General features: G+C 76.5%; 8 protein-coding genes (1 of these 8 cut by a window edge). All 8 read right to left on the bottom strand.

Annotation, left to right across the window (positions count from 1 at the left end; all coding sequences use genetic code 11):
* Tightly spaced (each overlapping or abutting the next), the 8 genes in view from FB455_RS04400 to FB455_RS04365 form a layout consistent with a single transcriptional unit that may run on beyond the window.
* Positions 1-1435, bottom strand: partial view of a lantibiotic dehydratase gene (locus FB455_RS04400; RefSeq protein WP_013285806.1) — the 5' portion only. Its footprint begins 881 nt before the window's first position; the window shows 1435 of its 2316 coding nt (coding positions 1-1435); the start codon lies at positions 1433-1435; the stop codon falls past the left edge of the window.
* Positions 1432-4956: a non-ribosomal peptide synthetase gene (locus FB455_RS04395; protein WP_145752323.1), complete on the bottom strand. Its 3525-nt coding sequence runs from the start codon at positions 4954-4956 to the stop codon at positions 1432-1434. Before FB455_RS04395 ends, FB455_RS04400 begins: the two co-directional genes overlap by 4 nt.
* A complete protein-coding gene (locus tag FB455_RS04390; RefSeq protein WP_013285804.1) occupies positions 4953-6602 on the bottom strand; it encodes a beta-ketoacyl synthase N-terminal-like domain-containing protein in 1650 nt (549 codons plus the stop codon). The genes FB455_RS04395 and FB455_RS04390 overlap by 4 nt, the downstream gene beginning before the upstream one ends.
* Positions 6599-8959 carry a non-ribosomal peptide synthetase gene (locus FB455_RS04385; protein WP_013285803.1) on the bottom strand — a complete coding sequence of 787 codons (2361 nt, stop codon included), beginning with the start codon at positions 8957-8959 and terminating at the stop codon, positions 6599-6601. Before FB455_RS04385 ends, FB455_RS04390 begins: the two co-directional genes overlap by 4 nt.
* Positions 8956-10311 carry a DUF6002 family protein gene (locus tag FB455_RS04380; protein ID WP_145752322.1) on the bottom strand — a complete coding sequence of 452 codons (1356 nt, stop codon included), beginning with the start codon at positions 10309-10311 and terminating at the stop codon, positions 8956-8958. The genes FB455_RS04385 and FB455_RS04380 overlap by 4 nt, the downstream gene beginning before the upstream one ends.
* Entirely contained in the window at positions 10308-11459 is a 1152-nt protein-coding gene (locus FB455_RS04375; protein ID WP_145752319.1) for a potassium transporter TrkA, read from the bottom strand. Before FB455_RS04375 ends, FB455_RS04380 begins: the two co-directional genes overlap by 4 nt.
* Positions 11440-14067 carry an amino acid adenylation domain-containing protein gene (locus tag FB455_RS04370; protein WP_145752317.1) on the bottom strand — a complete coding sequence of 876 codons (2628 nt, stop codon included), beginning with the start codon at positions 14065-14067 and terminating at the stop codon, positions 11440-11442. Before FB455_RS04370 ends, FB455_RS04375 begins: the two co-directional genes overlap by 20 nt.
* The gene (locus FB455_RS04365; RefSeq protein WP_145752314.1) at positions 14064-15077 is read right to left on the bottom strand and encodes a class I SAM-dependent methyltransferase; all 1014 of its coding nucleotides are present in this window, start codon (positions 15075-15077) and stop codon (positions 14064-14066) included. The genes FB455_RS04370 and FB455_RS04365 overlap by 4 nt, the downstream gene beginning before the upstream one ends.

Here is a 15077-nt window from a genome sequence, read left to right as displayed (position 1 = left end):
GGCGGGTCGCCGGGAACCGGTCGGCCACCAGGGGCGCCAGCTCGACCGCGGCGAACTCCACCCGGGCCGTTCCCTCGGGCAGTCCGGCCAGCCCGAGCACCCGTTCCCAGCGAGCGGCGAACTCGGCCGCGACCCGGTCCACCGGCCGGTCGCCGGGCCCGAACAGCGGCCCCTGCGCGACGAACCACAGGTCGCCGAGCCGGACCGGTCCGTCGCCGCTGAGGTCGTCGTACAGGTCGCGCAGCGCGTCGCCGTACGCGGTGGCCAGTTCGGCGGTGAGCCAGCGTGCCGCGCGCAGCGGCAGGTCCAGCGCCGGGGCCAGGGAGTCGAGCAGGCCGCCGCCGACCGTGAGGTCCACGTCGCGTGCGGTCTCCTCGTGGCACAGCGCCCGCCCGGCGTAGTTCTGCCCGGCCCGGCGGCGCGGCGGCAGCCCGGTGAGCGCGGTGAACTCGGCGTCCAGCGCGGACAGCGCGCCGGTGAGCGCGGACGGGTCACCGGCGGCGTCGGCGACCCGGGTGCGGGCGGCGGCCAGCCGGTCCAGCCCGTCCAGCGCCCGCGTGCGGCACTCCCGGTCACCGATCGCCGCGATCCGCTCCCGCAGGTGGTCCTGCGCGGCGAAGCCCTGCGGCAGGTCGAAGTCCCAGCGCAGCAGCCCTCGCTCGACGAGCTGCGCGAGCAGCAGGAACCCCTCCTCGGCGCGGCGTACGCCGGTCTGCCCGTCGCGCACCAGGTCGTCGACGACGTCCCGGGCCGGGCGGGTGCCGTCGCACCGGCACAGCGCGATCGACTCGCTCAGCGACACCGGTTCCGGGCGCTGGGCGGGCCGGTGCACGACCCGGCCCTCCAGGTGGACGTGCGGCGCCCGGACCGGTGCCAGCCACTGCCGGACCTGCGGGTCAGCGGCCAGCCGGTCCGCGTACGCGGCGAGCGCCCAGTGTTCGAGGTGGACGGCGCGGTGACGGAGCAGCCCGGGGCCGGGCACGGCGGTGACACCGGGCGCACCCGGTGCCACGGCGCCCCAGCACACCGGCCCGAAGAAGCCGATGGTCTCGCACTTGGCGACGTAGCGCTGCCAGTACCCGGCGACGACGTTCTCCCGGCCCCGGCGGCGGACGTTGCGGGGTGCGTCCGGTCCGTCGCGGAGCAGCCCGTCCAGCGCCACCAGCACCTCCGGGTTCTGCCAGGCGACGGCCTCGCGGAACAGCGGGTCGGCGGCGATCCCGCACAGCGCCGCCGACGACGCCCGGACGGCGGTGGCGTACGCGGCCGTGAACGCCGTCTCGTCCAGCTCGCCGTTCAGGTGCCGGTCGGCGGCGTCGGCGCAGTCCGGCGCGGCGAACCGGTCCAGTCCGTCGGCGGGGAACCCGGCGCTGCGCAGCAGCACGTCCCGCCACACCGACCAGCCGGTGTCGCCGAGGGGGACCAGGTACGTCACCGCGGCTCCTCCTCCGCCACCGGGCGGCGCTGGACCCGCTGGCGGCGCAGCGCGCCCCGGCGTGCCGCGCGTTCCACCGCCTCGTCCTCGGCGTCCTCGGCGTCCTCGCCGGACGACGCCGCACCGAGGCTGTCCAGGTGCGCGGCGAGCGCGCGGACGGTCGGGTGGTGGAACAGGTCCACGACCCGCAGGTTCGTGCCGAGCAGCCGGTTGAGCTGCCGTTGCACGACCGCGACCGCGAGCGAGCCGCCGCCGACGTCGAAGAAGCTGTCAGTCGCGGCCACCTCCGGTACGCCGAGCACGTCGCACCAGACCGCGGCGATTCGCCGCTCGGTGGCGGTGGCCGGGCGGGCGGCGGGCACCCCGGCGCGGCCTCCGGTCCGGTTCACCCGGGCGGCCCGGGGCACGTCGTCGGCCGTTCCGGCCGGGACGGCGGTCCAGGCGGGCAGCTCGGCCACCGGCCGCTCCGGGTCGGCGGCGCCGGCCCGCAGCAACCGCTCGACGTCGGCGAGCACGTCGGTGATCAGCGTCTCGCCGTAGACGTCCGGGTTGAAGACGATCTCCACGCGCAGCCGCCCGTCCCGGGTGACGCCGTAGAGCGTGAGGTCGAACGGTGAGCCGGGCGCGGGCACCGGCACCGGCTCGGCGGCCGGCCCGGCCAGGTCCAGCCGGGGCTCGTCGAACGTGTACATGTTGAACAGCACCTGCACCAGTGGGCTGCGGTCGAGCAGGCCGCCCAGCCCGAGGCCGCCGACGATGCGTTCGACAGGTGCCTCCGGGTGGGCGAGCGCGGCGAGCAGTTCCTCCCAGGCGGCGCGGACGTGCGCGGCGAACCCGGCCCCGGGCGTCTGCCGCAGCCGCAGCGGCGCGATCTCGATGAAGAAGCCGACCATCGCCTCGAAGTCGGCGGCGCGCCGGTCCACAGTGGGGGTGCCGACCACCAGGTCAGGTAGGCCGGTGCGCCGGGCCAGCACCAGCGCGAACGCGGCGAGCACGGCGGCGGCGGGGGTCGCACCGAGCCCGGCGGCGAGGTCGGTGAGCGCGGCGGTGGCGGCCCGGTCCAGCCGGGTACGCACCGTCGCGCTGGTGTACGTCTGTTCGGCCGGCCGGTCCCGTCCCCCGGGGAGTCGCAGCACCACTGGCGCCCCGGTCAGGTGGTCCAGCCACCATTCCAGGTCGGCGGCGGCGCGGCGCCGGGCACGGTGGGCGCGCCAGGCCACGTAGTCGCCGTACGTGGCGGGCAGCGGCGGCAGCGGCGGCCCGTCCCCGAGCGCGGCCCGGTAGGCGGCGGCCAGGTCGGCGTAGAACAGCGACTGGGACCAGCCGTCGAACACGGCGTGGTGGGCGTAGACGGCCAGCACGTGCTCGTCGTCGCCGGTGCGGATCAGTTCGGCCCGCCACAGCGTGTCGGTCGCCAGCGCGAACGGCGTGGCGGCGCTCGCCGCGAGGTGGCCGGCGAGGTCCGTGCCCGGGGCGAGGTCACGTACCGGCAGCGGCACCGGTGTGGACGGGTCGGCGACCGCGTACGGCACGCCGTCGCGCTCCGGGATGCGCCAGCGCAGGATCTGCTGACGGTCCGCGACGGCGGTGAGCGCCGTGGCGAGCGCCGCCACGTCGAGCGGGCCGGTGATCCGTTCGGCGAACGCGACGTTGTACGCGGACGCGGCGGCCGGGAAGTAGCGGTCGAGGAACCACAGCCGCTGCTGCGCCGGGGACAGCGCCGGTGGCCGTCCCCGGACGGCGGCGGCGTCGGCCGGGCCGGTTCCGGCGGCGGCGTCGGCGCGGGCGGCGATGCCGCGTGGCGTCCGCCCCACCAGCACGTCCTCGATGGCGAGGTCGCGGCCCAGCCGCTCGCGCAGGTCGGCGACCAGCCGCATCGCGGTGATCGAGTGCCCGCCCTGGTGGAAGAAGTCGTCGTCGCGGCCGACAGTGGACACGTCCAGCAGCGCCGCCCACGCCTGCGCGACGAGGCGTTCGGTGTCGGTGGCGGGCGGCTCGCCGGACGGCACGGAAGCCGGTTCGGCGACGTCGAGCTCGGCCAGCCGCTCGGTGTCGATCTTGCCGTTGATGGTGATGGGCAGCGCGGGCATCGTGTGCATCCGGGCCGGTACGGCGGCGGGCGGCAGCAGCCGGGCGCAGTAGTCGCGCAGCTCGGCAGTGTCGAGGCCGGTCGCCACGTACGCGACGAGTTCCTGACCGCCGGCGCCGGCGCGGACCTGGACGCTGGCCAGGTCGACGTCCGGGTGGAGGCGCAACACGGCCTCGACCTCGCCCAGTTCGATCCGCTGCCCGCGGATCTTGACCTGCCGGTCGGCCCGGCCGAGGAACTCCAGGCTCCCGTCCGGCAGCCACCGGGCCAGGTCACCGGTACGGTAGAGCCGCTCCCCCGGCCGGCCGGAGAACGGGTCCGGGAGGAACCGTTCCGCAGTACGGGCGGCGTCGAACAGGTATCCGCGGCCGAGCCCGGGACCACCGGCGAGCACCTCGCCGATCTCCCCCGGGCCGACCTCGCGCAGCTCGTCGTCGACCAGGTGGATGCGGTGGTTGGCGGCGGGCCGGCCGATCGGGATGGGCCGCGTCCAGTCGCCGCTGCCCTCGAACCAGGTCACCAGCACCGTCGCCTCGGTCGGGCCGTACACGCTGATGAAGCGGCGCCCACCCGCGGTCCAGCGGCCGACCTGTTCCGGGCCGGTGGCCTCGCCGCCGGTGATGACCAGCCGTACGCCGGGAAGCCGGTCCGGGTCCAGCAGCGGCAGGATCGGCGGCGGCAGCACCACCACGTCGACTGCCTGATCGGCGCAGATCCGGTAGAGCCGGGTCGGGTCGGCCCGCTCGGCGTCACCGGCGAGCACGACTGTGCCCCCGGCGGCGAGCGGGGCGAGCATGTCGACCACCGACGCGTCGAACCCGATCGAGGCGAACGCCAGGCACCGGGTCGCCGTGCCGAACCCGGAGAACTCGGCGATCGAGGTGACCTTCTCGGTCAGCGCCCGGTGCTCGATCACCGCGCCCTTGGGCTGCCCGGTCGACCCGGACGTGAACATCGCGTACGCCGTGGTGGCGAGCGTCGCCGGGGTCGGCTGCCAGGGCGCGGTGGCGGCGGGGACGTCCAGCACGGTGCGGCCGGTGAACGTCTCGGCGGCGGGCGTACCCACGACGACGCGCAGCCGGGCCTCGGCGGCCAGCTCCCGCAACCGTCCGGGCGGCAGCGCCGGGTCGAGCGGGACGTACCCGGCGCCGGCGGCCTGCACGCCGAGCAGCGCGACCACCAGGTCCAGGCGGCGGTCCACGCAGACGCCGACGAGGTCGTCCGCGCCGATGCCGTGGTCCCGCAGCGACGCGGCGAGCGCGGCGGCCCGGCCGGCCAGGTCGGCGTAGCTGAGCGTCAGGTCACCCTGCACCACGGCCGGCGCGCCGGGACGCCGCCGGGCGTGCGCGGCGACCAGGTCGGGCAGGCACACCTGCGGGTAGGGCAGCTCGGGGCCGACCTGCTGGTCGCGCTGATCGTCGCGGCCGGTCATCGTCGTGCCTCGATCCAGTGCCGGGTCCGCCGGAACGGGTAGCCGGGCAGCGGCACCCGCCGCCCCGGCGGCACGGGCAGGTCGGCACCGGCACGCCAGGCGCGGACTGCTTCGTCGCCGTCGACCGGGTCGCCGGCCGCGAGCGCGGTCAGCCCGGCCACCGCCTCCCCGGCGTCGGCGCAGGCGACCGCGTCCCGGTACGCCAGCCGCCGCCGTCCCACCGCGAGCGTGTGCGCCACGTCGGCCACCGCCAGGTCGCCGTCGGCCAGCCGGACGGCCAGCCGACGGGCCAGTTCCCGCAGCGCCGCCGGGCTGCCTGCGGACAGCCCCAGCACCACCGGGCCGGGTGCCCCGGCGTCCGGCTCGTCCGTCGCGGGCGCGGGTTCGACGAGTACGTGCGCGTTGGTGCCGCCGAGACCGAACGAGCTGACACCTGCGCGCCGCTCCCCGGCCCACGGCCGGGTCTGCGCGTCCACCTCGGCGCCCGCGGCGGCCAGGTCGATGTCGTCGTGCGCGGCGGTGAAGTGCGCGGTACCCGGCACCTGCCCGGTGCGGACCGCGTACACGGCCTTGATCAGGGAGATCACGCCCGCCGCGGCGTCCAGGTTGCCGAGGTTGCCCTTCACCGAGCCGAGCAGCAGCGGGGCGCGGGCGCTCCGGCGTACCCGGGCCAGCGCGTCCACCTCGATCGCGTCGCCCACCGGCGTGCCGGTGCCGTGGCCCTCCAGGTAGCCCACGTCGGCCGCGTCCCAGCCGACCGACGCCAGCGCCTCCGCCATCACCGCCGCCTGGCCGGACACGCCCGGCACTGTGAATCCGGGCCGGTCGGCGCCGTCGTTGTTCACCGCCCACCCGGCGAGCACGGCGTACACGTGGTCGCCGTCGGCGCGGGCGTCGGCGAGCCGCTTCAGCACCACCGCCCCGGCGCCGTTGCCGAACACCTGCCCGGTGGCGGCGGCGTCGTACGGGCGGCACACCCCGTCGGCGGCCAGCAGCCCGCCCGGCCGCAGCCGGTACCCGGCCTGCCGGGTGGACACCACCGCCGCGCCGCCCGCTATCGCCACGTCGCAGCGGTAGTCCAGCAGGCTCTGCCCGGCCTGGCACACCGCGACGAGCGAGGTCGAGCAGGCGGTCTGGACCGCCACGGCCGGGCCGGACAGCCCCAGCGCGAACGCGGTGCGCGTCGGCAGGTAGTCGCAGCCGGACCCGGTCAGCGCGTCGTCCCAGTCCTCGGCGAGCGTGCCCGCCGCCGGTGCCAGCGCGGGGTTGCCCAGCAGGTGGTGGTGCAGGTAGCGGTTGGGTGCGCATCCGGCGAACACGCCGATCTGGGCCGGGTCGCGGTCCGGGTCGATCCCGGCGTCCTCCAGGGCGTGCCAGGCGACCTCCAGGAACAGCCGGTGCTGCGGGTCGAGCAGCGCCGCCGCCGCGGCGGGACAGCCGAACAGGTCCGCGTCGAAACCCTCCAGGTCGTCGAGCCGGCCGAACGCCGGTACCCAGTCCGGTCCGCCCGGCACGCCCTCGCCGGCCGGGGTCCGGCGCACCGAGTCCACCCCGGACAGCAGGTTGCGCCACAGCGCCGGCGCGTCGTCCGCGCCGGGTACCCGGCAGGACAGGCCCACCACCGCGATCCGGTCGTCCTCGCTCACGCCCGTCCCTCCCCGCCGGCGGCCCGCGCGGCGGCGCGGCGGGCCATCCGGCGTCCGACCGCGGTCAGCCGGCCGTCCTCCGGTACGCCCGCGGCGTCCCCGGCCCTCTCCAGGTACGCGGCCAGCGCCGCCACCGTCGGGAACTCCACCAGCCGGGCCAGCGGCACCCGGCGGCCGAGGTGTTCCTCCAGGTACCCCTGCACCAGGGCGAGCTGGAGCGAGTGCCCGCCCGCCTCGAAGAAGTTCACCAGGCGGTCCACTGCGGGCAGTCCGAGCACCGCGCACCAGCCTGCGGCGATGGTCTGCTCGACCGGCCCGGCCGGCGGTCCCCCGGCGGCCGGGCGTCCGGCGGCCGGCTGCCCCGCGTGCGGCCCTCCGACGTCCGGGCGGCCGGCGTCCGGGTCGGGCAGGGCGGCCTGGTCGAGCTTGCCGGTCGGGCCGATCGGCAACTCCGGCACCGCCACCACCGCCCGGGGCACCATGAAGTCCGGCAGCACAGCGGCCAGCCGTTCCCGCAGCGCTCCCGGCTCGACGACCGTCCCGGCGGCGCCGACCACGTACGCGACGATCTCCTGCTCGCCCGCGCCGGACGCGCCCCGCCGCGCCACCACCGCCGCGTGGGCCACCCTCGGCAGCGCCGCCAGGCAGGCCTCGATCTCGCCCAGCTCCACCCGGTAGCCGCGGATCTTCACCATCCGGTCGCCGCGGCCCAGGTAGACGAGCATGCCGTCGGGCAGCCGCCGCGCGATGTCACCGGTCCGGTACGCGCGCACCCCGTCCTGCTCGGTGAACCGGGCCGCGGTCAGCTCCGGCAGGCCCAGATATCCGAGCGCGACGTGCGGGGTGCGCACGACCACCTCGCCGGTGAGGCAGGCCGGGCGTCCGGCCGGGTCGGTCAGCACCACCTCGACGCCCGGCAACGGATGCCCGATCGGCACGACTGCGCGCCCCGGGTCGGCGTCCGGCGGCAGGTGGTGCTGCGCGGCGAAGCTGATCTCGGTGGTGCCGTACCCGTTGACGAACACCACGCCCGGCGCGAACGACCGCCGGGCCAGCGTCACGTCGTGCCGGGTGACCTCCTCGCCGCCGAGGACGACCGCGCGGACCGACGGCAGCCGCCCGTGCTCTCCGAGGCTCGCCACCACGTACCGGAAGACGGTCGGGGTGGAGTGGTAGACGGTGACGCCCCGGTCGGCGAGCGCGCCGGTGAGGTGGCCGAGGCCGTGCGTGCGGACGTCGACCGGGACGGCGGCGGCGCCGGACAGCAGCGCGCTGAACGTGTCGGTGACGGCCATGTCGTAGCCGAACGAGGTGAGCACGCTCGTGCGGTCGTCCGGCCGGACGGCGAAGTTGCGCACGTGGTTGCGGACGCCGAACAGCACGTTGCGGTGGCTCTGCACCACGCCCTTCGGCTTCCCGGTGGACCCGGAGGTGTAGAGCACGTACGCCGGGTCGTCCGGGCGCGCGGGCCCGGACGGCACCGGCACGCCGGGTTCGCCCCGGCGCAACGACACGACAGGCAGCTCCAGCCCGGCGTCGGCCGCGAGCGCGGCGGCCCGCCCTTCGTGGCCGGGGTCCGCGACGATCGCCCGGACGCCTGCGTCGCGCAGCATCGCGGCCAGGCGGGCCGCCGGGTACGCCGGGTCCAGCGGCACGTACGGCGACCCCGACGCCAGCGCCGCCAGGATGCCGGTGATCGTGGCGACGCCGTGGCGGCACAGCACCGCCACCGGCGCCGTGACGTCACCCGGCCCGGCCAGCGCTTCGGCGGTCGCGGCGACTGCCGCGCCGAGTTCCCGGTAGGTCACAGTCGCGTCGTCGGCGAGCACCGCCGGCCGTTCCGGGTACGCCCGCACCGCCGCGGCGAACGCGGCCGGGATGGTGTCGCCGCGTACCCGATCGGCCTCGGTGCCGTCACCGCCGTGCAGCCGCCAGAGGTCCGGCGCCGGACGCCGCTCGTACCGAGCCGACGGCAGCACCCCCGCCGACGAGGCGTCCGGGTCCAGCGTGGACAGGAACTCGGCCAGGTCGGCGCGGAGGTCGTCGGCGTACGCGGCGGGCAGCCCGGACACGGTGACGCCGGCCAGGTCGGCGCTCACCTCGACGGTGGCGTCGACCGGTTGGTCCGGCGGCGCCGGGCACAGCGAGCGGCACAACTCCCGGATCGGCGCGTCGGCGGTCAGGTCGAGCGTCACCGGGTCGTCGCCGTGCCGCAGCGTCACCACAGGGGATCCGGTGTACCGGCGTACCACCAGGGCCGTGGCGGTGAGGACGACGGCGGCCGGGTCGACGCCCGCGGCCTGCGCCCGGGCGGCGAGCCGCGGCGGCGGGCCGAGCGGCTGCGGGGACGGGCTCACCGCTGGTCCAGGACGGCGGCGACCACGTCGGCGAGCGTGGACACCTCGGCGTCGGGCTCGGCGATCCGGAAGTCGTCGCAGTAGCTGCCGGTGCCGTGCACCACGATCTCGTGCCCGGCCGGCACCAGGCCCCGGTCGACGGCGTTGCAGACGCCGGTCAGCGCCATCAGGATCGACCACTCCCGCAGCCGGGCCGGGTCCTCGGGCAGCGTCAGGCCGGCGTCGGCGAGCCACTGCCGGGCGACCGGGTAGCGCCGGACGCACTCGCGCCGCGACACCACGATGCCGTCGCCGCCGTGCCGCCGCACGAGCGCGTTCATGGCCGGGGAGGTCACCGGGCGGTGGGTGTAGAACGTCGGGTCGAGCACCTCGGCCGGGTCGTCGGTGACGGCCGGGAAGCGCAGGTCGGCGTCCTGCGTCCAGACGCCCCGGTTCTCGTCGAGTGTGTACGCCGGGCAGTGGTCCCGCTCGAACGAGCCGTGGCGCAGGTTGAGCACCATGTCCGGCGTGCCGAGATGCTGCACGAGCAGGAAACCGGGCCGGTCGGCCGGGTCGGCGTCGCCGGTCGCCTCCAGCACGTCGCGGCCCAGGTTGTAGCCGAGCAGGCCGAACGCGCTGGACACTGCGTGCGCGTGCCAGCGGGAACCGGTGGCCGGCGACACGTCGGCCTCGAAGGCGGCCCGGGCGGCGTCGGCGACCAGGTAGTTGCGCAGGTCGAGGGTGTACCAGAGGGTGACGCCGTGCTTGTCGTACGCGGTGGCCGCGTACTCGTCGACGAACGCGCGGCCGAGCGCCTTCACGCCCTCCGGATCCGCGCCGGTGTACCGCAGCAGCGGGTTGACCGCACGGGTCGCGGGATCGGCGGCGAGCGCGTCGTGGCGGAACTTGTGCCGGGTCGCCGCCGGCGCCAGCACCACGATGGACAGCTGCTCCGGGGTCACCAGCCCGGCCGCGTACGCGCGCGCCACCGAGTCGCGCAGCGCGACGCCCTTGTTGCCGGAGGTCGGGGTGACGATGCACAGCCGCTCGCCGGTACGCCGGATGTGCTCCACCGCGCGGGCGACGATCACCATCGAGGCGAACGTCTTCGTGGTCCGGGTGCCCGGGTTGGCGGTCAGGTCGAGCATCGTCAGGTCGTGCCCGCCGTAGTGGCCCAGCGGGGACCAGTTGACCGTGGCGGCGGCGTAGAACTCGCGTACCGCGAGGGTCAGCTCGGGCAGGTCGAAGCCGGGCGCGAAGCCGGGCGTGCCGGGCGCGTCGCCGGGGACCGCGCCGCACCGGCGCACCGCCGACGCGATGACGTCGTAGTAGTCGGTGATCATGTTGCGGGTGGCCGGGGTGGTCACGGTCATCGGGCTTCCTCCAACACACTCCGGGCCGGCGCCGGCGGCACCGTTCGCAGATGGTCACGCAGGGCGGTGAACCGGCAGGCGATCTCGGGCAGCTCGCTCGCGTGCCAGCCGCCGGCCAGGTCGGGCCGGTACGCCGCCAGCGCGGCCCGGGCGCGCTCCGGGTAGCGGACGTGGCCGCCGCCGACCTCGACGCCGTCGCGGCGCCCGGCGGCGGTGTTCCAGGCGACCGCCTGCGCCACCGGCAGCTCGGCCGGCAGCCGCAGCTCGGTCCGGCCGCCGGTGAGCCGGACCGGATAGCCGCCCGGCAGTCCCAGCGGGCCGGGCAGGCTCGCCGTCACCTCGTCACCGGCGGCGAGCGCAACCACCAGGGCGGCCCCGGCGTGCCCGGCGAGCGCGTTCAGCTCCGGCCGGGGAAGCGCGCGGTACCCGGCGAGCAGCCCGGTGACGTCCGGGACGGGCCGGCCGTCCAGCCAGGCGCGTACCTCGGCGGTGTCCTCGTCGTCCGGGCCGGGCGCGGCGAGGTGGGCGTGGTGGCCGAGCACCGCCAGGCGGCGCTGGCCGGGACGGCCGAGCGCGGCGTCCAGGCACGCGGCGAGCGTCGCCACGTTGCCGATGCCGCAGCGCACCGGCAGGTCCCGTGCGGCGAGCAGCGGATTGACCGCGTCCGGGAACGCGCCGTTGACGAGCGTGGCGCCGGGCGCGCCGCCGGCCAGCGCGGCGGCCAGCCGGGACACCAGTTCGGCCTGCAACGCCAGCGTCACCCCGAAGCCGGCCGCGGCGATCAGGTCCGTCCAGGCCGACGGCGCCGCCGCCCGCTCGTACGGCGACTGCGCGGACGCGGCGCAGACCAGCACGTCGGGCCGGAGCCGGGCCATCGAGGCGGCGTCGGCGGCGTACCCCTCCCCCGGGTCGGTGCCGGGTTCGGCGGTGAACGGCCGGGCGGTGACGGCGACGGGGGTTCCGGCGACTGTGGCGCGCACCCGCGCGGCGCGGGCGAGCGCGTGGGCCGCGTCCGGGTCGCGGGCCAGGACCGTCACGCGCAGCGGCGCCGGGGTGGGCGTCGCGGCCAGGGCGTGGCACAGCGAGCGGGCCAGCCGGCCGGCGCCCACCACGACGACGTGCCGCGCGTCAGCGGACCGGGCTGACATCGCGTCCCGCCTCCGTGACCCGGTCGACCCAGTCGGCGAACGACCCGGCGCGCAGACAGCTCGCCGGGGACACCTCCAGCCCGGCCATCTCCCGTACCCGCAGCGCCATCCGCAGCGCGGTCAGCGAGTGCCCGCCGAGCGCGACGAACGTGTCGTCGTCGTGCACCGCGTCGACGCCGAGCGTGGCCCGCCACGCCTCGCGCAACCGGTCGGTGAGGGCGCCGCCGCCGGGTTCCGCAGCAGGCCCGGTGGGCCGGGGCGGTGGCGGTGGCAGCTCCAGCCGCGCGACCTTGCCGTTGGGCAGGCGGGGCAGCCGGTCGACCAGGACGATCTGGTCCGGGCGCATCGCGGGCGGCAGCGCCGAGGCCAGGTAGCCCTGGAGCAGCCCGGTGGTCAGCAGGTGGTCGGCGGGCTCGTCCCGGGGCGTCGCCGCGGGCGGCGGGTCCTGCGGCCGTACGGCGTAGACGTAGCTGACGTCGGCGTCCGCGCCGACGTTCCAGTCGCCGATGTCGTGCACCTCGAACCCGGCAGCGCACAGCAGCTCGCGCACCCGCGGCGTGGTCACGCTGCTGCGCTCGACCTCCAGGCAGACCTGGCGGATGCGGGGCCAGTGCTCGGGGCGCAGCCCGCGCAGCACGCTCAGCTCGGCACCCTCGGTGTTGATCTTCAGCAGGTCGACGCGGTCCAGCCCGAAGCGGTCCAGCAGGTCCGACAGCGTCACAGTCGGCACCACGTGCGCCACCGGGGCGAGGCGGCGGCGGGCGTCCGCCAGGAGCGCTGCCTGTTCGGTCTCGTCGGCGTCGCCGCCGCCGTGGCGGTAGTGCGACCGGACCAGGTCGGAGGCGGCGCCGGCCCGGTCGGCGCCGAGGCCGGACAGGTAGCTCAGCTCGGGGAACGAGGTCAGCTCGGCGGTGCCCGCCGCGTCGGTCACGGCGGCCTCGACGACCGACGCGGACCCGGCGTAGAGGCCGAGGTTGGCGCGCAGGTACGGCAGCGTGTCCGGGTTCGGTTCGACCGCCACGAGCCGCACGTCGCGCGCCTGCCGGGACGCCCAGAGCGAGAACAGCCCGATGTTGGCGCCGACGTCGAGGACCACGGCGCCGTCGCCGACGCGGACGCCGAAACGGGCGTACTCGGCCTGGTCGAAGATCTGCCGGTAGAGGAAGACCGCCTCGTCCGGCGACGCCGCCGTGACCGCCATGCCGTTCGGAAGCGGGAACCGCGGCAACCCGCCGGCCGCCGGGGCCTGCCGGGGCTGCGGCACCACGTAGCCGACCAGGCGTGGGCCGTCCTCGGCGTCGGGGACTGTCACCACCACCGCGTCGTGCACGGCCGGATGCTCGCGCAGCACGGCTGCCACCTCACCCGGCTCCACCCGGACCCCCCGGATCTTGACCTGGTCGTCGGCCCGGCCGCGGAACTCCAGGAAGCCCTGCGGCGCGATCCGCACCAGGTCACCGGTGCGGTAGAGCCGCGCGCCCGGCCGCGCCGGGTCGGGTCGGAAGCGCTCCGCCGTCCGCTCGGCGTCGCGCAGGTAGCCCAGCCCGACCGCGACCCCGCCGATCCACAGCTCGCCGGTCCCGCCCTCGGGCACCGGGCGCAGGTCGTCGTCGAGCACGTGGGCGGTGACGCCGTCGATGATCCGGCCGATCGGGGCGATGCTGCCCGCGTACGGCTCGGCGCAGTCCCAGTAGGACACGTTGATCGAGGTCTCGCTCGGGCCGTACCCGTTGAACAGCCCGCACGGCAGCAGCTCGCGCAGCCGCCGGACCAGCCGCATGTCCAGCGCCTCGCCGCCGCACAGCACCCGCCGCAGCGTGACGCAGCCGGCGAACTCCGGCTCGTCGAGCACGTGCCGCAACATGGTCGGTACGAAGTGCGCGGTGGTGACCGCCTCCCGCTGGATCAGCCGGACCAGCCCGAGACTGTCGAACTGCAGGCCCGGCCCGGCGACGACCACGGCGCCGCCCGCGATCAGCGGCGAGAGGATCTCGTGCACCGACGCGTCGAACCCGATCGACGCCTTGTGCAGCACCCGGTCGTCGGCGGTGAAGCCGAACCGGTCGTGGCCCCAGGCCAGCCGGTTGACCAGCCCGGCGTGGTGCAGCACGACACCCTTCGGCCGGCCGGTGGAGCCGGAGGTGAACAACACGAGCGCGGCGTGCTCACCCGGCGGCAGCCAGCCGGTGCGATCGGTCAGGTCGGCCGGCGACCCGGCCCGCGCGGTACGCACGTCCCGCCACCCGGTGGACGCGGGCGCGGCGACGGCGGGCGGACGGTCGGCGTACAGGACGAGCCGGGGCGCGGCCGCCGCGAGCATCTGCTCGGCCCGGCCGGAGGGCAGCTCGGGGTCGATCGGGACCGCCACCGCGCCCACCGCGAGCGTCGCCAGCAACGCTGTCACGTAGTCGGCGGACCGGTGCAGGTACAGGCCCACCAGGTCACCCGGCTGCACGCGGGCGCGGCGCAGCAGCTCGGCCGTCGCGCCGACCCGCTCCCACAACGCGGTGTAGCTCAGCTCGCCGTCCGGGCCGACGATCGCGGGCCGGTCGCCGCCGGCGCCGGCGGGCCGGTGCACCAGGTCGGTCAGATAGCGCGGGCCGGTCACGGCGCTACCTGCGTCCTCGTCGCGACCGCGACGATCGCCATCCGGGGCACCTCGGCCACGAACTGCCCGTCGGCCCGGTAGACCAGCGGACGGGCCGGCACGTCGTCGCGGCCGATCCCGGCCAGGTAGCCGGTGTGGTCGAAGTGGCGGGTCAGCAGCCCCCATACCTCGTCGTCGGTGAGCGTCGCGAAGTAGTCGCGCACGCCGTACATGTCGCCGACGTAGTCGCGCATGCCCGCGGAGGCGGACTCGGCGCTGTCGGCACGCACGATCAGCGGGTCGTACAGGTCGACGACGCGTACCGGCAGCCCGGCCGCGGTGAACAGGCCGGTCAGCTCGGCGCGGCTGAAGTGCCGGTAGTCGTGGCCGCCGGCGGCGTGCGGGTGCACCACCTCGCCGAAGAACCCGGCCATCGGGCTGGACTCGTCGAAGTCGTGCAGCACGATCCGGCCGCCGGGGCGGACCACCCGGGCCGCCTCCGCCACCGCCTGCGGCCGCCGGGCCGCCGGGATGTGGTGCGTGCCGTACGCCAGCAGCACCGCGTCCACGCCGGCGTCGCGCAGGAACAGGAAGTGCGCGGCCTGGCGGACGGCGGGCAGGCCGTGGGCCAGTGCCTTGTCGACCATGTGGCCGGACAGGTCGCCGGTGATGAACGCCAGTTTGGACTCGAAGCAGGCGGACTGGCTGCTCGCGGCGCGGGCCACTGTGCCGTCGCCGCCGAGCACGTCGAGGATGAGCGTGACCGGGGCGGCGGCGTCCGGGGTGGCGAGGTCCAGCAGCCGCCGCATGCCGGTCCAGCGGACGAGCGTGTCCCGCTGCGCCCGGCGGTAGGAATCGCCCCGGCCGGTGGAGTCGGTGTCGAACTCGCTGACCGTGCCGGCCAGTTCCGCGAGGGCCTCGTCGGCGCCGGGGCGGCCGAAGTCGAGCAGCTCGCGCAGTTGCGGGTGGAGGGTCGCCACGGTGTGCAGGTAATCGCGCAGGACCAGGGACGGAAGGTACGGCCGGCTCAT

The sequence above is a fragment of the Micromonospora sp. CNZ296 genome, assembly GCF_007827635.1.
Note: the sequence above shows the minus strand (reverse complement) of the source record. Positions and strands in the feature narration are given on the sequence as shown.

Bases quoted from the DNA above. Each gene is read 5' to 3' on its own strand.
- FB455_RS04395 (WP_145752323.1), bottom strand. From the start codon at position 4,956: ATGACCGGCCGCGACGATCAGCGCGACCAGCAGGTCGGCCCCGAGCTG.
- FB455_RS04380 (WP_145752322.1), bottom strand. From the start codon at position 10,311: ATGACCGTGACCACCCCGGCCACCCGCAACATGATCACCGACTACTAC.
- FB455_RS04375 (WP_145752319.1), bottom strand. From the start codon at position 11,459: ATGTCAGCCCGGTCCGCTGACGCGCGGCACGTCGTCGTGGTGGGCGCC.
- FB455_RS04365 (WP_145752314.1), bottom strand. From the start codon at position 15,077: ATGAGCCGGCCGTACCTTCCGTCCCTGGTCCTGCGCGATTACCTGCAC.